This is a genomic window from Bacteroides sp. CAG:189, from assembly GCF_000432295.1.
GTDB lineage: Bacteria > Bacteroidota > Bacteroidia > Bacteroidales > Bacteroidaceae > Bacteroides > Bacteroides salyersiae.
Map to the genome: position 1 here is coordinate 46492 of NZ_HF991092.1, position 21799 is coordinate 68290.

At 39.6% G+C, this 21799-nt stretch carries 12 protein-coding genes; 5 read left to right on the forward strand and 7 right to left on the reverse strand.

What is annotated here, in order from left to right; genetic code table 11:
* The 4 genes from QVP90_RS13150 to QVP90_RS13165 form a co-directional block, all read right to left on the reverse strand.
* Positions 1–657, reverse strand: a 657-nt coding sequence (locus QVP90_RS13150) for a RagB/SusD family nutrient uptake outer membrane protein (RefSeq protein ID WP_288204482.1), incomplete at its 3' end; no start/stop codon positions are given.
* 9 nt (positions 658–666) lie between these two features.
* On the reverse strand, positions 667–3864 hold the full coding sequence (locus tag QVP90_RS13155) for a SusC/RagA family TonB-linked outer membrane protein (RefSeq protein WP_005930120.1): 3198 nt from the start codon (positions 3862–3864) through the stop codon (positions 667–669).
* A 24-nt stretch (positions 3865–3888) separates the two neighbouring features.
* Entirely contained in the window at positions 3889–6441 is a 2553-nt protein-coding gene (locus QVP90_RS13160; protein ID WP_021936685.1) for a LamG-like jellyroll fold domain-containing protein, read from the reverse strand.
* An 82-nt stretch (positions 6442–6523) separates the two neighbouring features.
* Positions 6524–7498 carry a T9SS type A sorting domain-containing protein gene (locus tag QVP90_RS13165; protein WP_005930112.1) on the reverse strand — a complete coding sequence of 325 codons (975 nt, stop codon included), beginning with the start codon at positions 7496–7498 and terminating at the stop codon, positions 6524–6526.
* A gap of 315 nt (positions 7499–7813) precedes the next feature.
* Here QVP90_RS13165 and QVP90_RS13170 point away from each other — a divergent pair, with 315 nt between their 5' ends.
* The 3 genes from QVP90_RS13170 to QVP90_RS13180 all read left to right on the forward strand — a co-directional run bounded on the left by QVP90_RS13170 (position 7814) and on the right by QVP90_RS13180 (position 11937).
* The gene (locus QVP90_RS13170) at positions 7814–9334 is read left to right on the forward strand and encodes a M48 family metalloprotease (RefSeq protein ID WP_021936686.1); all 1521 of its coding nucleotides are present in this window, start codon (positions 7814–7816) and stop codon (positions 9332–9334) included.
* Between the two features lie 613 nt (positions 9335–9947).
* Positions 9948–10937: a family 43 glycosylhydrolase gene (locus tag QVP90_RS13175; protein WP_021936687.1), complete on the forward strand. Its 990-nt coding sequence runs from the start codon at positions 9948–9950 to the stop codon at positions 10935–10937.
* 67 nt (positions 10938–11004) lie between these two features.
* A complete protein-coding gene (locus QVP90_RS13180) occupies positions 11005–11937 on the forward strand; it encodes a family 43 glycosylhydrolase (RefSeq protein ID WP_007481603.1) in 933 nt (310 codons plus the stop codon).
* 99 nt (positions 11938–12036) lie between these two features.
* On the opposite strand, the gene QVP90_RS13185 is transcribed toward QVP90_RS13180, so the two are convergent.
* Both QVP90_RS13185 and QVP90_RS13190 read right to left on the reverse strand, forming a co-directional pair.
* On the reverse strand, positions 12037–13179 hold the full coding sequence (locus tag QVP90_RS13185) for an OmpA family protein (protein WP_005930102.1): 1143 nt from the start codon (positions 13177–13179) through the stop codon (positions 12037–12039).
* Positions 13180–13953: 774 nt separating this feature from the next.
* Positions 13954–15498: a sulfatase family protein gene (locus QVP90_RS13190; RefSeq protein ID WP_005930100.1), complete on the reverse strand. Its 1545-nt coding sequence runs from the start codon at positions 15496–15498 to the stop codon at positions 13954–13956.
* A 223-nt stretch (positions 15499–15721) separates the two neighbouring features.
* Here QVP90_RS13190 and fsa point away from each other — a divergent pair, with 223 nt between their 5' ends.
* Positions 15722–16378, forward strand: a complete 657-nt coding sequence (gene fsa / locus QVP90_RS13195) for a fructose-6-phosphate aldolase (RefSeq protein WP_005930098.1) — start codon at positions 15722–15724, stop codon at positions 16376–16378.
* Between the two features lie 61 nt (positions 16379–16439).
* Complete coding sequence (locus tag QVP90_RS13200) at positions 16440–17606, forward strand: mechanosensitive ion channel family protein (RefSeq protein ID WP_005930095.1); 1167 nt, start codon at positions 16440–16442, stop codon at positions 17604–17606.
* 216 nt (positions 17607–17822) lie between these two features.
* On the opposite strand, the gene QVP90_RS13205 is transcribed toward QVP90_RS13200, so the two are convergent.
* A complete protein-coding gene (locus QVP90_RS13205) occupies positions 17823–21770 on the reverse strand; it encodes a hybrid sensor histidine kinase/response regulator transcription factor (protein WP_021936688.1) in 3948 nt (1315 codons plus the stop codon).
* Positions 21771–21799 lie beyond the last annotated feature (29 nt).

Consider the following 21799-nt stretch of genomic DNA (forward strand, 5'->3'; position numbering starts at 1 on the left):
TATCCCCTGACAGCCCAAATACCAGTATAATTTAGCCAAATAAGCGTGTGCTGCCAAACCAGAAGCTTTACCGGCATCGGAAGTTTCCGGCAATCCACTAATAGCCGCTTTCCAGTCTTCCTCGATCTGCGCCACTATTTCTTCTTCTGACGCCCTTGGAATAGAAAGCGTTTCTAAAGATGGAATTGTATTGCGCAAAGGAACTCCTCCAAAAGTTGTCAACAAATGATAATATGCAAATCCTCTCAAGAATTTAGCTTGTGCTACCAAGCCCGTTTTAAAATCCTCATCCAACGGGCTCGCTTTCATATTCTCTACAAAAAAGGTTGTTTCCGACACTGTTTTATATAAACTTCTCCAATACATCTTCGTTATCGTGCAACCGGAAGACGCATTTAAAGAAACATAGCGATCCTGATCACCGGCGTTCGTTTGTGCCCATCCCAATCCGGAAGCACCTACCAACAACTCCTGAGCAGCCTGGCCAAAACCATCATATGTTGTCAATTGTCCATAACAGGAAAGTAATGCCAACTGTGCTGTATTTTTATCCAAAAAAACAGATTCACTATTTAAAGCATATTGAGGATCTTCGTCCAAACAAGAAGAAAATGCACAAATAGCTAATAAGAAATATATTAATTTTAGTTTTTTCATGATACCCAATTAAAATGTTACACTTAAACCAAAGATATAAGAACGTGATTGAGGAAACGAGTTCATATCAATACCTCTTCTTAACCCATCAAATGCAAATGTATTCACTTCCGGATCATATCCTGAATAGTCGGTAATGACGAATGCATTTTTTACAGAAGCAAACACATTTATTGCTTGAAAACCAATTTTACCCACGAGACTCTTCGGTATAGTATATCCCAAAGTAATATCCGAACATCTTAAAAAGCTACCATCCTCAATATAGCGGTCGAGTACGGCGGTAGAGGGGTTGGTACTATTTACACTCGGATAACGGTTTGTCGGATTATCCGCCCGCCATGCATTCGCAAAAGCATCTTTACGAATATTAGACGAATTCTTAGACGGCATCGCTTCATAGCGCAAATTACTATTCAACAAATCATTTCCATAAACTCCATTAAAAGATACAGACAAAGAAATGTCCTTGTAAGCCAATCGGGTCTGGAAACCGTAAGTAAAATCCGGGTTAGGATCTCCTAAAATGACTTTATCATCTTCAGTGATCATGCCATCACCGTTGCTATCCACAAATTTGATATTACCCGGATCCGTACTTCCTGCAACGGTATTCTTATTGTCACTTTTCTGAGGCACATCATCCCCCTCCTGAATAATACCATCTGTTTTATATCCCCAAAACAATCCGGGAGCCTTTCCTTCTATGAAAATATTGGCTACACCAAAATGATCACCGATTGAATTACCTAAATAAGCTGAATACTGGTTATTTCCATAATAAGAAAGCGGCAAGCCCAATTTTTCAATTTTCGAACTGTTAAAGCCTATATTACCGGACACATTCCAAGTAAAGTCTTTGGTACGAATAATGTCTGCATCCAAAGAGATTTCAACCCCCTTGTTTGACAATGCTCCTTGGTTCATCAGAACATTTGCAAACCCTGTTGTATAGGAAACAGCACGATCAATCAACAAATCATTCGTACGTTTGTAATACCAATCCAATGTACCGGATAAACGGCTATTGAATATGCCAAAATCAAGACCTATATTATAAGAAGTAGTTGTCTCCCACTTAAGTTCCGGATTTTGCAAATTACTAACAGCCAAACCCAGTTCTTTATTTCCACTGGCATCCGCATAGTCAATTGTCTTTTTATAATTATAAAAACTATTATAGGGATCTATAGACTGATTTCCTGTCTGACCATATCCTAAACGAAGCTTTAACTGATCAATCCATGAAGCATTTTCCTTAATAAAATTCTCTTGTTCCATGCGCCATGCCAAAGCTACGGATGGGAAATATGCCCAACGGTTAGACTTTACAAATTTACTTGTACCATCAGCACGAAATGTTGCAGTCAATAAATAACGTCCTTCAATAAAAGCCAAATTCAGACGTCCCAAATATGAAAGTAATTGATAATCTTTCTGAATCGGTTGTTCTTCATTGATAGTTCCTGCCATATGCAATCCTTTAGTACGGAAAGAGTGGTTTTCAAAATTACGGGCAGAAGTAACCTTATTTAAATACCCATAATCATCATAAGTAATACCCACAGTAGCTGCAATATCAACAATATCCTTAATTTTAGTATTGTAATTTACAATGTTTTCAACTGTATAATGGTTTTTCTCCAAATTCGTCAATCCAAGAGAACCATTATCATTCTCCCCCTTAAACAATTGGAGTCCGAACCAACGCCCACGAGATTGCATAAAAATATCTCCACCCACACGGGCATTATAAGAAAATCCCGCACCAATATTCCAAGTCAGATCAGCAGAAGCTCTGAACGTTTTCTCATTAGTAATATCATCATAATCATTGATCCAACTCCATACGGTTGTTTTTTCCTCTGCCGACAAATTTTGTTCACCGGACGGTGTCACGTAAGGTGCCGAATCAAGAGCAGTACGGGTTACAGAGCCAGTCGCACCTCCCTTCGTATCACCTCCGGACATCATATCATTCTGCTTGATAGAACCATTCAATGTCATATCCAGTTTTACTTTTTTAGATAAATCCATTGATAAATTTGCACGTAAATCCCCCTGTTTCAATCCCGTATTGTAAACAATACCATTGATATCTTTAAAGGAAGCTGAAACAAAATAAGTTGTTTTGTCGTTACCGCCATTGATAGTAGCCGAATAATTTTGAGAAAAAGCACTTTGATAAATCTCTTTTTGCCAGTTATGATAGGTCAATACATGATAAGACTCAGGGTTTTCCGGATCATATTCACCACCGGAATAAATATAACGCACTTCATCACCGGCAAAAAAGAACTGTGCAGACTTTTCACCCAACTGTTCATTACGAAAGCGCGCATACTCCTCCAAATTCAACATATCTTTTAACTTCGTTGCATTTGCAATTGTAAAATTCGCACTTAAGCTGACTTTAGGTTTTCCGCTTTTACCCTTTTTAGTTGTAATAAGAATAACTCCATTAGCACCGCGTGAACCATAAATAGCTGTGGCTGATGCATCCTTCAAGATCTGAATATCCTCAATATCTTGCGGATTCAAACTCGTCAACGGATTTTGAGCGGTTTGAAAATCACTGTCGCCAAAAGCACTGGCTGCAAACTCACCGGTAGAAGCTTGCGGGATATTATCAATGACATATAAAGGTTGATTATCACCACGCAATGAGTTGGCACCACGAATGGTTACAGAAGAAGCAGCTCCTGGAGTAGCCACCGTTGCTCCAACATTCACACCTGCGATTTTACCTTGCAACAGATTATCTATAGATACAACCTTTGCCGCTTCATTCTGATCGGGTTTTAACGAAGAAATAGCTCCTGTCACATCTCCTTTACGTACTGTCCCATATCCAACAACCACAACCTCATCCAACATCTCGGAATCTTCCGACAGCTTGACATTGACCGTCGTTTGATTACCAACCTTTATTTCCTGTGTTTTATATCCGATAAATGAAATTACTAAAATCGCATTATTCCCAGACACAGAAATAGAATAGTTACCATCTATATCTGTTATAACTCCATTAGTCGTCCCCTTCACAAGAACATTCGCTCCTACAACTCCCTCATTCGTCTCATCTGTAATCCGTCCTTTAATCACCTTAGACTGCTGCACGGATTCAATCTCAGCATGCAATGACAAGAAAGGACAAATCATCAGCAAGGCGAAAGCTAATAAACTAAATTGCCATTTGTTTCTCATACCATATTATATTAAGTTTCACATTTATTTTATCTGCACTTTTGTGGTAGCCTGTCCCTCAGAAGAATCTATTTTCAATATATATAATCCTGTCGAAAGAATACCACTTAATGAAAAACGAATTTGTTTTTCTCCTATTGTGCTGTATACTTTATTACCGGTCATGGAAAACAAATCGCATACAGCTTCTCCGCTAAAAGGTAAGTCTACCTGAAAATTACCATCGGAAGGATTAGGATAAACACTAACCTTAGCCGAATTTAATTCCGGATAAAGTTTTTTCTCCTCTATTCCTACAGGGTCTGTACTTACTTTTGTCACCAATGTATCCACATTAGAATGAATGGTCATACTCAAAGCTCTGATCAAACTTAACTCATCTTGTACACTTACGTCATTCCCCATATCAAAATACATACATCCACCGGTGTTGTTATCAACAAGCAATTGCATTTTCTTTTGTACCTCTTTTACTCCATTAAAGGTATAGTCAACACCTCCAATAGTACCTGTATTCGATTCGGCAGTCACAGTTGAAAAATCCAGATCCTTATATCCTTTCACATTCTTCCCGGAATTATCACTCATAACTGCGGTTGTCGCCATAGAAAGACGAATCTTCTCCGCAGGATAGCCATAATTTACAGCCGTAGTATAAAAAGAAGAGTAAGCACTCCATACTAAGCTACTTTTCCGTGGCCCGTAATTTTGAAAAGTTACATAATCAACAGCATCAATCGCATCCAAAGGCATCGTATAAGAAACCGGATGTAAACTTACACTAAATATTTTATCGTTCGGCACTACTGCACGTATTGCTTTTACCATTTCTCCATAAGAAGCCCATTTAGGATTACTAGGATTATTATCCAGCCATTCCAAATCGATATCTACACCGTCACAATAAGGAATCAACGCCTCAACTCCTTTAGCAATATTCGCACGCCAAGATTCATTTCCAATATAATTAGGCCACAACTTATTTCCGCTGTCATCACTATCCGAACTGATCAGGCCTATTCTTATTTTATATCCTCTATATCCTTTATACAACTCTCTGGTTTGTTCAATCATTGCTTTCCAGCCTTTTGAATTATATCCGATATTATCTTCCCTGTCAAACTTCCAATAACCATCGAAGAAGATAGCATCATATCCTCCACCTGGAAACACTGCAGAAGTCAATGTACCGTCCATATCTGAAGTAAAAGTAGTACGGGCATTTCTCCAAACCATCAATTCATCCATCTTACCTATGAAACCAGTACCCACCACCGCATCGGCATCAATATCTTTAAGGGTATACATCACTCCGTCAGCAGGTTTGTCTATTGTTCCTTTCAGATTCTGATTATTAACATAAATACGCATGGGATTACGTGAAGAAGTGGGATCCATTGTTACAGCTAAATGCTGCCATTGCTCCGGACTGAGAACATTATCACACTCCATCTGCCAACCATCTGCTTTAACAATCAGTTGTTTCTTTTCCAAATTTCCTAAATAGATACCAAATAAGTTGGAATCATTCTCTTTCTGTTCAAAAAGAACAGCACCCTCAACCCATTTTTCTACATAAAACCAACCTTCAACAGTCGCCGACAAACTTGACGGTTCTCCCTCCTGAATAGCTTTACCTAAGTTTAATGTACCTGTACCATCCAGAACCGCAATACCGGAGCGCTCTCCATCTGTAGCCATGTAAGTAACCCCTCCCGTTGCCGAAGCGTCATCCAAAGCCGTCATGGTAACCTCACCTGTACGTCCGTTTACTGAAGCATTCAGAAAAATCAAATCGTTCGTCAGTAAATGCATATCTTTATCTATTTGCAGACGATCACAATGGCGATTAAAAGAAGAATATCCTGTTACGACACGGTATCGGAAAAAATTATTATCAGTCACTTCTTCCCTCTGGATTACAGTATTTGACGTACCGTGATGAGCGAATTTATAGTCAACAATATGATCTGCACATTGCTCTTGATCAAATTTATAGTATAAAACGAGAGATTCCCATTTCGGATGAAATTTATTTACCGTATTCTGGAACATCAGTTCTTCTTCAGCAGCGCTCGGTAGGCTGGTATTCCATACACGGAATTCATCCAAACGTCCTTTAAACCCTTTACCTAAAACCAAATCCTCATTAGAAGACGGCATCTGCAAATTACTGTTGGCATTCCAGGTTTTCACACCATTAATCCATGTATCGGCTCCATTTTTAAATACCCCTAATGATATCTGTGTCCAACCTGTTACCGAAACCCCTGTCAAAACGATTTCCTCGGTTCCAATCTTAAAAACGACATTCCCTGCTACGGAAGATAGTCTCGCTGAAAACTCCTCTATATCAGAGCCACGTTTAAAAATATAAGCACCGGCAGTCCATTCTTGTGGAGCCATTAAAAATTGAACAGCATATTCACTTTTCCCATTAATTTCAGGTACTTGTCCGCAAATAACAGAATTATCCCCCGAAAGTTTTAAAGCATAATTAACGACTTGTGCCTGCAAAGAAGAGAAACAGAAACAGCAGACTACAAACAAAGAAAAAATCTTTCCTATTTGCTTCATAGTTATCAAATTTAAAGAGTAAAAAATTAAAAAGAGACCGGTACAGAACCGGTACTCCTTTTATCTGATTGAATATATCCAATTATAATATCACTTTCGTTGATTTTGCACCCACTTTTACAATATAAGCTCCCGGATTCATCGGAATTTCCATAAATCCTGCTGTGGCTTCTGCACTATGAACCAATTGTCCGATCATATTATAAATATAAACCATCTCACGATTATTGGCATTGTTCACATAAATATACTGATGATCCCAAGTCACAAACGGAGCATTCAAATCCGACATAGTAGATGCAACACCAACACTAACAGCTCCATTCGGTTTACTCATACCTGTATAAGAACCGTCTGCATTTTCTGTACCTTCCGTATTTACCAACTCTCCTTCCGGATTCCTCACAAAACTTACTTCATAAACATATAAAGCAGTTTTATCCATCATTTGGCCATCAAATTCAATACGGGCACGGAAAGGATCTTTTGTTCCGGTTTTCGCATTTATTTGGAATTGCCACCAACCAGAGTCTCCGGTAAAAAGTACTTCACTCTTAGAACCTAATGAAGTATTATTTCCACCTCCAGAGACACAAGACAAACCTAATTTCTTAGCACCGATTTCAAGATCCGAAACCATTTTCATTTGATATGTAACCCGATAATCATTCCCACCTTCAGCACTTGCCGGTCCTATAAAATTTAAAGAGAACCAACCTTTGCCTAAATCACCTGTCGATGCAGGTCCTTCTGCTGATGCAGGCGCATTTTTACCTTTCAGCAACAAAAGATTTCCAAATTCACTATTCACAATGGAAAGTCCGGAAGATAAAGCTTCTTCCTCTGTTTGATTTGCCGGTGCCACTGCAGTCACAATAGAACCACTGACATTTAACTCTGCTATACTAGGATTGGCACCAGTACCCCAAAACATTTCAACCGGACCTACCGAGCGTTCTTGAAATTTAAACGCGGCGGGAGTTACATCTTCTGCTTGTGCAAAAACATTAGCAGTCATCATCAATGTAACTGCTGAGAGAAGTACATTTCTTTTCATAATAATAAATTAATAAAGTTAATAATTAAATTACCTGACGTTTAATCAACTCTTTTTCAAATTAGTTAAACGACTTTTTTCATTGCAAACATAGCACATCATGTATAAATCGATGTTCAAAAATCACTTTTAAGCTTCCAAAAACGTCTAAATCTACCATTAGCAATGAGTTTTAGATGTTTCTGGAAGGAGGACAAGAAATTATGGAAAGGCCAATAAACATAGAGGGAAATCCCTATCGGCAAATAGTACTTTTCTTTTTCAGATATGTTTTTTTCTCTCTACATTTATAACAATAACAAAATCATCGCACTTATGAAACGTATACTTCTTACACTAATAATCGTTCTGTTAAGCCATGGAACAATATTTGCTCAGGATATTTTTTTTAATCCTACGCTAAACATCGAAGGCGTTCTCAAAAAAGACTACCAAAATGCAACAAAAGGAACCCCTGTAGTATTGCAAAGAATCGCTAAATTAAAAGCTACTCCTTACAATGGTAATTACGAAACACAAGCAGTGATAGTAGCCAACGGAGTACAGTTAGGTATTCCCATAAGCCGGCTCGACATTATCGATCTGCATCCGGATAGTAACAATGCTTTCTGGCAGATTGCACAATTATCCAACGGATTAATATCCTATTATGATAAAAAAGGATATCAGGAAATACTCCGGCAAGAACAGGCAGAAGAAGCCGATGAATATTTAAAGGAATTGGCTCAATCGCAACTGCTTTATGAAGATGCTGCAACTGAAGATTATCTACAATGTTTGTTGTTATCCATTGCACCTAATCAATTCATCAATACACATAAAGACCTCGTTCCTCAAATACGAATTTTAAAATCTCCTTCGCCGGACGCACTTATGTTAAGTAACCAATGTCTGCTTATATCGACAGGATTACTTACGACCTTGGATACGGAAGAGGAATTGTGCGCTATTCTGGCTCGCGAAGTCGCTCACAACGTTCTGGATCATGCCATTATCACTACCAATAAAAATATAGCCCATGCCAAACGTGCCGAATTTTGGGGCGATGTGGCTAACGGAGTAGTGGCTGCTACAGAAGAATATCTCTATCAACGTTACTACAACTATGAACCGGGATTAGTTTTTGCGACTAATGATCTCATACAAACATTAGTCAATGAAAAAATAATCAATCGCATGGGGTTGGACTATTCAGAAAAACAGGAAGTTGAAGCCGATGAATATGCCATGAAGTTCATGGAATTCACCGGAAAAAACAAAGAAGCTCTAATTTCCGCTCTCACTAAAATCTATTCATATTATAAAGACGAGCATAATGCGAAAGCGCTATCTAAAGGAGATATTTATGGTACTTTAGAAAAAAGACTCGAAAAAATGGGCGCATTCACTCCACTATCAGAAGACAGAAATTATCTGAAAATGACCTCCACCGTAGTCAGTTTTGAATCCGGAATGATGGATTATAATCGTAAATATATCGCGTCCGCCCGTCTTGCCATGAAAAACATAGATAATAAAATGGCTTGTCCGAATGACTATATCGTGATAACGAACAGTATTATGAAACTTTTGAATACTCCGGAAAACAACAAAAAATGTATAGCTTATTTAAACAAAGCCGAAGAATTATCCAATACCCCCAATCTGAATATCCATAAGCTGAAAATTCTACTGTCGCTCAGAGAAAACAAACAGACCGTAACTATAAAACTTTTGCAAGAATATCAAGATTTATTAGAAAACGTCATTCAACAATCTCATGAAACTGAAGAAACCCGATGGTTGGTAACAGAACAAATTTGGGCAGAGAAACTTATACACAGAATCACGCTCTAAAATCATACAGTCAAAATTACGAACAGAGATACATAAATAGTCTTTCTAAAAAGCCACGTACCGCGTAAAGTATTATAAATTTTCATTTCATTGGTCGTAGAGGAACGTCCCGTTGGTCGTAGAGGAACGAGACGTTTCTCTACGACTTTCAACCTGTTTCTCATAGAGAAAAAGCAAATATGTATAATCAACAGATTATCAGACAATTACCAACCCTTCATTTTGTATTTATTTTTCCATAACACAGAATTTTATCCTAATAGAGAAACAAGATAGAAATACACTCATAAATTTCAACATGAATCTTCAATAAAAAGAATATAGCTTTTCTTATACGAGTATTCCCGAACTGATTATTCCAAATCTTTCCACAAGCAACTCACATTGTCTACAATAATCAACATACCTGTCTCACAAAATAACGTAGACGTTCTATACTTCGACTAACGTCCCTATCATAGGACGGATTTTCTACTTTTTGCTTGTTTTTTGCAATATTGGAGCATACAAATTGGCTATTTTTGGCCGATAAAGTAATCTGTATGTTCCTTTTTATTTCAATCCAAAGAAGACGAATTTGTACATTCAAAAGAGTACAACAACAATTTATATTATGAAAAAGATATGCTTTTATGCTCTATGCACTTTATTATCAGTTGGGTGCAAAGTCTCTCACCAGTCATCTGAAAATAAAAACAGAAAAAAAGAAAAGACTACTATCGACAGCTTGGCCCCCAATCCTTTTATCAGACACATGTACACGGCCGACCCTTCTGCCCGTGTATGGGATGACGGCCGTCTGTATGTCTATGCATCGCATGACATAGACCCGCCGCAAGGATGTGACCTGATGGACAGGTATCACGTATTTTCTACCGATGACATGGTACACTGGAAAGATCATGGTGAAATATTAAACTCTTCACAAGTGCCGTGGGGACGCAAAGAGGGCGGATTTATGTGGGCACCGGACTGTGCATATAAAGACGGAACGTATTACTTCTACTTTCCGCATCCCAGTGATACGTATACCAATAACAGCTGGAAAATCGGGGTAGCTACCAGTAAAGAACCTGCTGCCAACTTTACGGTTCAAGGATATATCAAAGGAATGGATCCGATGATAGACCCTTTTGTCTTCATCGACGACGACGGACAACCTTATATCTACAATGGCGGAGGAGGTATCTGCAAAGGGGGAAAGCTGAAAGACAATATGATGGAACTGGACGGCGAAATGAAAACAATGGAAGGTTTGGACGATTTCCACGAGGGTACATGGATACATAAGTATAAAGGAAAATATTATCTTTCTTATGCCGATAATCATGATCCGAACAGAAATGACGGCATGGATGGCTACAACTGTATGCGTTATGCTATCAGCGACCACCCTTTAGGACCGTGGAAATACATGGGCATTTACATGGAACCTTCCGACTGTTTTACCAATCAAGGCTCTATCGTGGAATATAAGGGAGAATGGTTCGCTTTTTATCATACAATCTCCTTATCTAAAAATCCGGCATTGCGTTCTATTTGTGTAGACAGATTGTATCACAACGAAGACGGTACTATCCGGATGGTAAAACAACGTAAATGAAATTAATGATAATCCGGCAAATACATATTTTTATATCTGCCAAAACAAAACTATTACATCTATATTTATGAAAAAGTATCTTTATGCCGCATGTGCTCTATTATTAGCGGGATGCATGGGTTCTACTCCTCAAAATCCCTTTATCACACACATGTACACAGCCGACCCTTCTGCCCACGTTTGGAACGACGGTCGTCTGTATGTCTACGCTTCGCATGATATAGCTCCGCCACGGGGTTGTGACCTAATGGACAGATATCATGTGTTTTCTACCGACGACATGGTGCACTGGACGGATCATGGTGAAATTCTGAATTCTTCTCAAGTACCTTGGGGACGTAAAGAAGGCGGATTCATGTGGGCACCGGATTGTGCCTACAAAGACGGCACGTATTACTTTTATTTCCCCCACCCCAGCGATACGGACTGGAACGGAAGTTGGAAAATCGGAGTAGCCACCAGCAAAGAACCTGCCGCAAACTTCACCGTACAAGGATATATCAAAGGAATGGATTCGCTGATAGATCCTTGTGTCTTTATGGATGATGACGGCCAGGCATATATCTACAATGGCGGTGGCGGTATTTGTAAGGGAGGCAAACTGAAAGATAATATGATGGAACTGGATGGAGAAATGAAAGTCATGGAAGGTCTGGTAGACTTTCATGAAGCCACATGGATACATAAATATAAAGGAAAATACTACCTTTCCTATTCTGACAACCATAACGACGACTGGAACGATGGCGTAGAAGGAGACAACCGCATGCATTACGCCATTAGTGACAGCCCTTTAGGTCCTTGGAAGCATATGGGTGTTTATATGGATCCTACAGACAGTGCTACCAATCACGGTTCTATCGTAGAATATAAAGGGCAATGGTATGCTTTTTATCACAACAGTGCTTTGTCGCATCACGATTGGTTGCGCTCAATATGTGTCGATAAACTGTATTATAACGAAGACGGTACCATCCGCATGGTAGAACAACGCAAATAAAAATTTCAAGAAGATAATACAATAAATTTCCCCCTCTTATTCTGCTTCAATAGAAGTAGAGCAAGAGGGGGAAATCATATATGAAAAGGAGTAAAACGCTTACTTGGATTCGTCAATCGTACAGATGCTCACACGGTTCCAATCCGGATCTGTAAACATGTCTCCGATACCTTGTCCTTCGGCACTAACCCGTGTAGAATCAATCTTGTACTTTTTCACCAAAATAGATTCGACAGCTTCAGCACGTGCTTTTGCCAGTTTCTTATTGAATTCAAGATTTCCTTCCGGTGAAGCATATCCTTTAATGATCACATTAGCATCCGGATGTTTCTTCAGATAAGAAGCAATTCGTTCCACATTAGGCAATTGAGAAGCATCAACAACCGATTTTCCCTGCCTGAATGTGATCACAGACTCCGGAATCCGATCCGTCTTAATTACTGTTTCAACAGGAACAACCTTATTGCGGCAAGCATCCAGCTCGCTTTGCAGTTCGTTCACCTGACGCGTGGTAGTTGCCAATTGACTATCCTTACTACCTACCTGTGAGCGAAGATTATTGATAGAAGAGTTCAATTCGGCTATTTCCGCAGCATTATAAGGTTTGACTGTAGTAAAATGATGGGTTCCGTTACTGGTTTTAAAATGGTATGCCAATCCGGCTGTCAGTTCAAAAGCGGCATTATTGGCATTAAAGCGGCTTTTTGCCGTATTAAAATCGCCTTGCATATCATATACTATAGCAGGTTTCACTCCCAAAGTCCATGCTTTAGATTCGCCAAGGTTGAAATTCAAATTCAATCCGAGACGAGTAGACCACGAATTTTCATCTCCAGGACCATTCATATAGTAATGAAGCCAACCGATACCGGCAACCGCTTCAATCTCAAACAGCCGGGGAGTTCCCTGATAGCCTGCAAACAAGTTCATCAAGTTGACTTTACCTAACAGACTGACATCAGAAGCGTCAAAAGCCGTTTTACTCTGAGTAGTATTCACATATCCCATACCCTGAAGGCCGAAACCGAAAACAGGAGTTAATTGTTTCGCTACTCCAAATCCAAAAGCCGGACGGGCGTTCTTAAAGAATGCGCTATGAGTCAAAGGAGTCGTTGCACCGGCATTGATTCCTATAGACCAGTTATCACCAAATTTAGTTCCTTGAAGAGCAGTCTGGTCGTTTTGGGCACTTGCAGTAAATGCTCCCAATACAAAAGCAGATACAATAATAAATTTTTTCATAATTAAAATGTGTTAAGTTGGTTATACAATAAATATATCATACATTCCCTAAATGGGATTTTTATTTTGAGAGTAAAGGTCAAATGCTTACACAGCATATATTCAATGACTGAATCTATTAATAGATTTTAATTCTATATTTTCATAAAGCTACATGAATTAATAAATTTAGCATTCAAAACTTTAGAAAACGAATAATTTATTTCATTTTATAAATCTTACTCTCCGTTTTATTCGATTTTTAAAACCGAAGTAGAACTCGCTTTCATTTTAAACAACATAATATATCAAATTTTAGTTCAGAGTTTGAAAGTGAAATTAACAACTATTTAGTTTTAGGAAATATAAAATCCACCCCATACACCTGCCACAGCATCATTAGAGAAATAACAACAAGAAGTATGATATAATAATAATCTACGCTTTTCAAAATTTTGAATCGGATAAATAGTATAGTCAGTCAACTGGATTGCAATAGTTTAATATAAAAAATAGGTTCTTTTTTTGTGAAACAGAATTTTATTGATAGAAACAACATTCTACCCATAATTGTCTATAATCAACTTTAGTAATATTCTCATCCAATATTTATATTCCATATCAGAAAGTCTAATAGAATATAACAAACTGATAATCAACACTTATAAGAGTATAGACATTTGATATGTAAGAGTATATACTCTTATATAATAAGAATATACACTCTTACATTTTAGAAACAAGGTTAACAAAAATCCGTTTTATAAACACGTATTATCAGCAACAAAGGTAATATCAATACAACGGCAATCCGTACCGTCCGTCAACTACCTTTTCCAATTCGGCACTCAACTGTTGCACACGTTTGGGCTGTTCTTTCGCCAAATTATTCTTTTCACCGGCATCTTTTTTCAAATCATACAATTGTGGTTCCATACTGTTTCCCAACTCAATATTCACCTGCTTATTATAAGCCGGCCCCCGACCGGGACGAACATACTTCCAACGACCATCTGTAATGGAAAGATTATTTTGTGCATTTTGCAGAACCAGATAATCACGCCCTTTCTTCTCTTTCCCCATCCAAGCCATTTTCATCGGGCGACTATCCGGTGCCGCACCCTCGGGAAGAGACTGATTCAACATTTGTGCAAAAGTAGCAAACCAGTCAATCTGACAAAGTAATGCATCGGACACTCCGGGCTTAATTTGTCCCGGCCATCTCCAAATGCAAGGAACACGAGTGCCGGCTTCATAGATACTATATTTACCACCGCGATACTTACCACCGGGTTTATGATCACCCAACAGTTCGACTGCCTGATCTTTATAACCATCATCTACAACCGGACCATTGTCGCTGGAGATAATGACCAACGTATTTTTGTCTAATCCCAGTCGTTCAAGCGCATTCAACACCTCTCCTACGCTCCAGTCAAACTCCAACAAACAATCACCACGAGGCCCCATACCACTCTTACCAACAAACTGTGCTCCGGGAACACGGGGAACATGCGCATCTTGCGTAGCAAAATAAAGGAAGAACGGGCGATCTTTATGTGTTTCGATAAAAGATACAGCCTTATCGGTCAAGGTTTCGGCTATCTTATCATCTTTCCAAAGTGCCGACTTACCGCCTTTCATAAAACCGATACGGGAAATTCCATTGACAATACTCATATCATGTCCGTGAGAAGGATGCATAACCAACAATTCGGGATTGTCCTTTCCGGTAGGCTCCCCGGGAAAATTCTTTTTATAGCTGACCTGAATAGGATCGGCCGGATCAAGGTTGATCACTTGGTCATTTTCTACAAATACACAAGGAACACGGTCGCCGGTGGCAGCCATAATAAAAGAATAGTCAAAACCAATATCGTTGGTACCCGGTTTCAACGGTTTATTCCAATCTTGTTCACCACCTTTATCTCCCAACCCTAAGTGCCATTTACCTACTACAGCAGTAGTATAACCGGCTTGCTTGAACATATCCGGCATAGTATAGCGATCCGGACGAATAATAGAACCGGCATCACCGTCGGCAATACCCGTACCGGCTTTACGCCAAGCGTATTCTCCCGTAAGCATGGCATAACGGGAAGGAGTACTTGTTGCAGCCGCACTGTGTGCATTAGTAAATCGCACGCCTTGTGCCGCCGCACGGTCTACATTGGGAGTATGAATCGTATTCGCACCATTGCAACTGAAATCACCGAAACCGATGTCATCGGCATAGATAAAAACCACGTTCGGACGCTGTTCTCCTTTCTCTTGCGCAACGGCATTTTGAACGAGACAGGGAGTAATAACTAAGGGAAGTACAAAATAATTTTTTTTCATGATAAGTTAATATTAGATTCCGGAACAAATATCGTCATTTATGAGAACATACACACCCTGCATCAGTCAATATTTTTACCGCACAAGCAAAAAATAGACATTTACGAACATCCGGTAGACAATATTGGAAACAAAAAATGGAGAATATCTGATAATCTTGCAAATGGATAAACAAATACTTACCTTCGGACGTTAGATAGTTAACCACTAAAATTTAGAAGTTATGAAATTTTTTATCGACACAGCTAATTTGGAGCAGATACGCGAGGCATATGCACTCGGTGTGCTCGACGGAGTTACTACCAATCCTTCACTTATGGCCAAAGAAGGCATCAAAGGAACCGAAAACCAACGTAAACATTATGTAGAAATATGTAATATCGTGGGAGGTGACGTAAGTGCCGAGGTGATAGCTACCGATTATGAAGGCATGATTCGGGAAGGTGAAGAACTTGCCGCATTAAATCCGCATATCGTAGTAAAGGTACCATGCATTGCCGATGGCATCAAAGCTATTAAATATTTCACGGAAAAAGGTATCCGTACCAACTGTACCCTGGTATTTTCTGCCGGGCAGGCTTTACTGGCTGCTAAAGCGGGAGCTACCTATGTGTCTCCTTTCGTAGGTCGTCTGGATGATATTTGTGAAGACGGTGTAGGGCTCGTTGCCGATATCGTACGCATGTACCGTTATTATAATTACAAGACACAAGTATTGGCAGCCTCTATCCGCAACACCAAGCACATCATGGAATGCGTAGAAGCCGGAGCCGATGTAGCTACTTGTCCGTTAAGCGCCATTAAGGGACTACTAAACCACCCGCTTACAGAATCCGGATTGAAAAAATTCCTGGAAGACTACAAAAAAGTAAACGGATGAAAATCCGGATGAAACAATTTCCTAAGTCTGCCGTTATACTTATAAAAAACAAGATATAATTATGGACTTAGGAAATTGGATGAACAAGATCCTCATCGGATGGGGAATAGACCCGAAAATAGCCAACACGTTTGATGAGGCCATTATTGCTATCTTAATGATCTGCATCGCGGTAGGGCTCGATTACCTTTGCCAGGCCATTCTGGTAGGTGGAATGAGAAAATATACCAAACACTCCCCCCACGTATGGAATACATTATTAATGAAACGACGCGTATTCCATAATCTGATACATACGATTCCCGGCATATTGGTATATATACTATTACCAATCGCTTTTGTACGCGGAAAAGAACTGTTGCTTATTTCTCAGAAGATATGTGCCGTTTACATCATCCTGTCCTTGCTGCTTGCCATCAACGGAGTACTGCTGATGATATTGGACGTATATTCGGAAAAAGCCAAGGCAAAGAACCATCCGATGAAAGGATTTATACAGGTTCTGCAAGTTCTTCTTTTCTTTGTAGGAGGCATCATCATGATTGCCATTCTCGTGAACAAATCGCCGGCAAGTCTGTTTGCCGGTTTGGGGGCTTCGGCAGCCGTTCTGATGTTAGTATTCAAAGATTCCATTTTAGGATTTGTGGCAGGTATACAATTATCAGCCAATGACATGGTACGGTTAGGAGACTGGGTTACAATCCCTTCGAGCAATGCTAATGGTATAGTACAGGAAATTACATTGAATACGGTCAAAATTCAAAACTTCGATAACACGATTTCTACTATTCCTCCTTACAGTCTCGTAAACAACTCTTTCCAGAATTGGCGCGGAATGGTGGAATCGGGTGGACGGAGAGTCATGAAGAATATCACTCTCGACCTTACCACACTAAAATTCTGTACCCCCGAAATGCTGGATACTTTTCGGAAAGAAATCCCTTTACTGGCCGATTACCAACCGGAAGAAGGAGTGATACCGACCAACTCGCAAGTGTATCGTGTCTACATAGAACGTTACTTATGCAGTCTGCCTGTAGTAAACCAAGATCTTGACTTGATAATCAGCCAAAAAGAAGCTACCGAATATGGCGTACCTATCCAAGTTTATTTCTTCTCCCGAAACAAAATATGGAAGGAATACGAACGTATTCAGTCCGATATCTTCGACCATCTATTTGCCATGGTACCCAAATTTGATTTGAAAGTATATCAGTATTCAGACTGAAATGAAATTAGTAGTTAAGTAGTCAAGTAGTAAGTAGTCAAGTAGTAAGTAGCAGGTAGTAAGTAGCAGGTAGTAAATAGCCTAATAACAAGCTATCAAATAACAAGTAGTCCATTAATAATAAATGACTAAATAGCAAGTAACATGAAAAAATCAGAAATAAGTCTATCCTACTTGACTACTGAACTACTTACTACTTAACTACTCAATTACTTACTACTTAGCCACTTGACTACTCTTCTCCCTATACTTCGTCGGCGTTTCTCCCGTATACTGCTTAAATAAAGTGCTGAAGTAACGCGATGTAGTGAATCCACAGCGTTCTGCTATTTCGGTAAAATTCAAATTGGTAGTGGTAATAAGCAGTATTGCCTTTTCTATTCTAAGTTTATTGATATAATCATTGACTCCCACATCCGTCAGTGCTTTTAACTTATTATAAAGCGTAGCACGACTCATACCGATCTCTCTACAAAGGAAAGCAACATCCAACTCGGAATCGGACAGATGATCGGTAATGATTTTGTTCAGCTTCAGAAGAAAAGTCTCGTCTGCCTGACTGAATGTACTGTCTTCGGGTGCCGGCAACAATCCGGCATTCAGATAGCGTGCCTTTGTCTGTTCGCGATTACGCAAACGGCTACGAATAAGTTCGAGTAGCATTTCCTCTTCGAACGGTTTGGTCAAATACCCGTCCGCACCGATTTTATATCCCTGCAACTGGCTTTGCTCATCGTCACGCGCAGTAAGCAGGATAACCGGAATATGACTGACGGCAATATCCTCTTTTATCTGCTTACAAAGTTCATAACCGTTCATACGCGGCATCATTACATCACTGACAATAATATCCGGTTGATATTTCCGAAGAAGCTCCAAAGCCTCTACCCCATCTGCGGCAGCATATATTTGCTTAAATTTATCTTTCAACATATCCCGCAGAAAATCAACCAAATCCTGATTATCATCAACAACCAATAGAGAATAGTTACTCATGACAAAAGCATTTGTATCCGGAATGTTTTCTCCACCACTATCAGTGATCAGTTCATTCAGATAAGCTTTGGGCTCACAAAGTACCTCTTCCGATATGGCTTGTAAAGGAAGCTCAAAAAAGAAAGTGGCACCCACCGTTTCGTTATCTCTGGCACCAATATTTCCCCCATGTAATTCGGCCAAAATCTTGGAATAAGACAATCCGATACCCGAGCCGTTACGCTGCTCACCGTTTCCCTGATAAAAACGGGTAAAGAGTTTATTTACATCTACCTGTTGCAATCCACAACCCTGATCGGAAACCGATATGCGAACGCGTTGCTCTTCTGACAATAGTTTGGTAATAATGGTTATTCCTGTTCCTTCCGGACTGTGCTTTAGTGCATTAATCAACAAGTTAGTCAGAATAATTTCACACTTATCCCTGTCAAAACTAACCTCTTCGATCTGTTCGTCCAACTGATAATTAATCTCCACATTCTTCGCTTCAGCCTCACCGACAAAGTCTGCCGAAACCTCCAGTACCCAATCATTTAATCGCTGCGGATAAATCTGCAATTTACTCACTCCGACTTCCATCTTACGTAGATCGAGTACCATATTGAGCAAATCTCTCATACGCTGTGATTGTCTGTAAATACTTTTAAGAGGTACGAAATTGGAGTCCGTAGGAGATAAAGTTTTCAAGATACGATTGAGGGGCGCATGTATCAAAGTCAACGGAGTACGAAGTTCATGACTGATGTTAATCAAAAAACGCACTTTCTCTTCATACATCTGTTTCTCATGCTCTTTCATTGCCCACTTCAGTTTATTTTCTTTACGACGCAAAGTGACCAGAAAAGTCTGTATGATGGCTCCGGATACAATCAAGACACAACACATTATAAACCACCACGTTTTATACCACGGCGGCAAAATAGTAAGACTCAAAACCTGCTGTAAGGGAGTCCAGTTACCATCTTTCGTACTACATGAAGCCATGATCCGGTAATTTCCGGGAGGTAACGAACGGACAATCAGTTCCGGGCTATAAGAATCAATATATTGCTCATTCAAACCGGCAATCTGGTAACGATAAATTTTTTGGCGGAAAATGTCTTTCTCACAAGACATGACACGAATAGCAATCGACTTACTACTCCAAGGCACAGAGATACCGATAGGTTCCGCACTTAAAGCGTCATTCACCGATTCACCATTGATAAGTACATCCGTCAATTGCATCTGCGGGTATTCCGAACTTTCTATCGGCAAATTTCTATCAATACGCAATAACCCCTTAATACCTCCCATATAGATATCACCCTTAGTAGAAACCAACTTAGGCTTAGATAGATATTCATTTATCAAAACCCCGTCCGACTCTCCGAAAAGAACAAATCTTTTTTCATTGATGAGCCATGCAAACAGCATCTGATCCGTTCCGATCCACACTTTTCCTTTCCGGTCGCATACAATAGAGATTATTTCATCAAAAAGCGTCGTAGGCAAATGCTGATATTCATGATTCACAGGATTGTAACTACTCAGCCCCCGATTGCTGCCAATCCAAAAAACACCACGCTCATCACGCGAAACCGAATTGATAAGCGTATCCCTGCCACAAGTAAATACGGCATGCAACTTATTCGTAGAGTGATCCAATGCATAAATCCGATGAAGATCGCAAAAATAACTCGTCCGCGAGCCCAAAGAAACCGGAAGAATCGTACCGACAAAATCCTCTCCCTCTTCTTCCTTTATCACGTCGACTTTACCGGAAGCAATATCATACCTATAAATATGAGAACCAAGCAATAAGACAGAACCAGGCACCATCTGATAAACATTCACAGTTCGCCCGCTATATCGGATGAGATTGTTTATCTCTTCATTATCAACAACCAACGGAGTAAGATTTTCCGTTGATTTATTAAAGATAAACAGACCTTTGGAAAAAAGCGATAATAACAATTCATTAGAAGTAAAACCGGTAATCGATGCTACTTTGGTTTTCCATGTAGCCTGATAATGCCGGAATTTTTCCGTCCCTGGATTTAATCTGTTCAAGCCGCCTCCATCGGTACCAATCCAGATATCTCCGGATACAGAATCTTGATATAAACTCAGGACTGTATTATCACTCAATCCGGCATCGTTTCCCGGTACTGCATCCGTATAAGTCTTCATCGATATTTCACGGATATTAATGAGTCCGCCACGGATGCTGCCTGCCCACATATTATTATTAACGTCATTGTGCAAGCATAAAATAGAATTTACAGGCAAAGAATAATTGTTTCCGGGGATATGCTCCAAAACGGATATTTCTTGGGTCTCGGGATCCAATACATTAATCCCGCCACCGTCAGTACCGATCCATATATGCCCGTCCCTTTCGGCCATACATAAAACGACATCATTATTCAACCGAGAATTCCGAGTGGTATAAGAAGCCAGCAAGGCACCGTCTTTTGCAAAACACCGGATGCCGTTATTGTATGGAGCAACCCACACACGTTGTCGGGAATCTATCATGATCTCCATGATTTCTTTTCCACAATCAAAAGGAGGAGGCGACACTTCTCCGGTACGAAGATTAAGTAACAATACCCCTTGCCAACGGCTGGCACAAAGTACTGTTTCTGCATTCCACATGCCAATAAAAGATATGGAGAATTGTGCGTCAGAGGCAAAATCCCGGACAAGGACAAAAGAATCATCCTTATAACTGTAAAAATAAATTTTATTACGTGCACCGAACAAGATTCCCTGACTGGTGCGACAGGAAGCATTTACAATTATATTTTGATTGTTATTGTTTTTAATGACATCAAAATCATCACTTCTGCGCCGATAGCGGGCAATACCTTTATCGGTCATAATCCAGATATTATGCAAACTGTCTTCCACAATCTGATGAATATGATTGTGAGGCAGTGAATTCGGATTATCAGACTGATACGTATATCGTTTCAGCTCATGTCCGTCGAAACGTCCTAACCCGCTTCTCGTCCCGATCCACACAAATCCTTTCTTTTCGGCATAAATACACCTAACCGTAGAAGGCAACCCTTCTTTCAAGGAGATTTGTTTAAAATAATAATGGCTGGCTTTTAAGTGATTACAACATAAAAGCAGACCTACTATCCAACAAAAAAGACGGAGGCAATTGACTATTTTCATAATAAGATTCGTATGTGACCGGGAGCAAA

Bases quoted from the DNA above. Each gene is read 5' to 3' on its own strand.
- QVP90_RS13170 (WP_021936686.1), top strand. From the start codon at position 7,814: ATGAAACGTATACTTCTTACACTAATAATCGTTCTGTTAAGCCATGGA.
- QVP90_RS13185 (WP_005930102.1), bottom strand. From the start codon at position 13,179: ATGAAAAAATTTATTATTGTATCTGCTTTTGTATTGGGAGCATTTACT.
- QVP90_RS13175 (WP_021936687.1), top strand. From the start codon at position 9,948: ATGAAAAAGATATGCTTTTATGCTCTATGCACTTTATTATCAGTTGGG.
- fsa (WP_005930098.1), top strand. From the start codon at position 15,722: ATGAAATTTTTTATCGACACAGCTAATTTGGAGCAGATACGCGAGGCA.
- QVP90_RS13180 (WP_007481603.1), top strand. From the start codon at position 11,005: ATGAAAAAGTATCTTTATGCCGCATGTGCTCTATTATTAGCGGGATGC.
- QVP90_RS13205 (WP_021936688.1), bottom strand. From the start codon at position 21,770: ATGAAAATAGTCAATTGCCTCCGTCTTTTTTGTTGGATAGTAGGTCTG.
- QVP90_RS13160 (WP_021936685.1), bottom strand. From the start codon at position 6,441: ATGAAGCAAATAGGAAAGATTTTTTCTTTGTTTGTAGTCTGCTGTTTC.
- QVP90_RS13165 (WP_005930112.1), bottom strand. From the start codon at position 7,498: ATGAAAAGAAATGTACTTCTCTCAGCAGTTACATTGATGATGACTGCT.
- QVP90_RS13200 (WP_005930095.1), top strand. From the start codon at position 16,440: ATGGACTTAGGAAATTGGATGAACAAGATCCTCATCGGATGGGGAATA.
- QVP90_RS13155 (WP_005930120.1), bottom strand. From the start codon at position 3,864: ATGAGAAACAAATGGCAATTTAGTTTATTAGCTTTCGCCTTGCTGATG.
- QVP90_RS13190 (WP_005930100.1), bottom strand. From the start codon at position 15,498: ATGAAAAAAAATTATTTTGTACTTCCCTTAGTTATTACTCCCTGTCTC.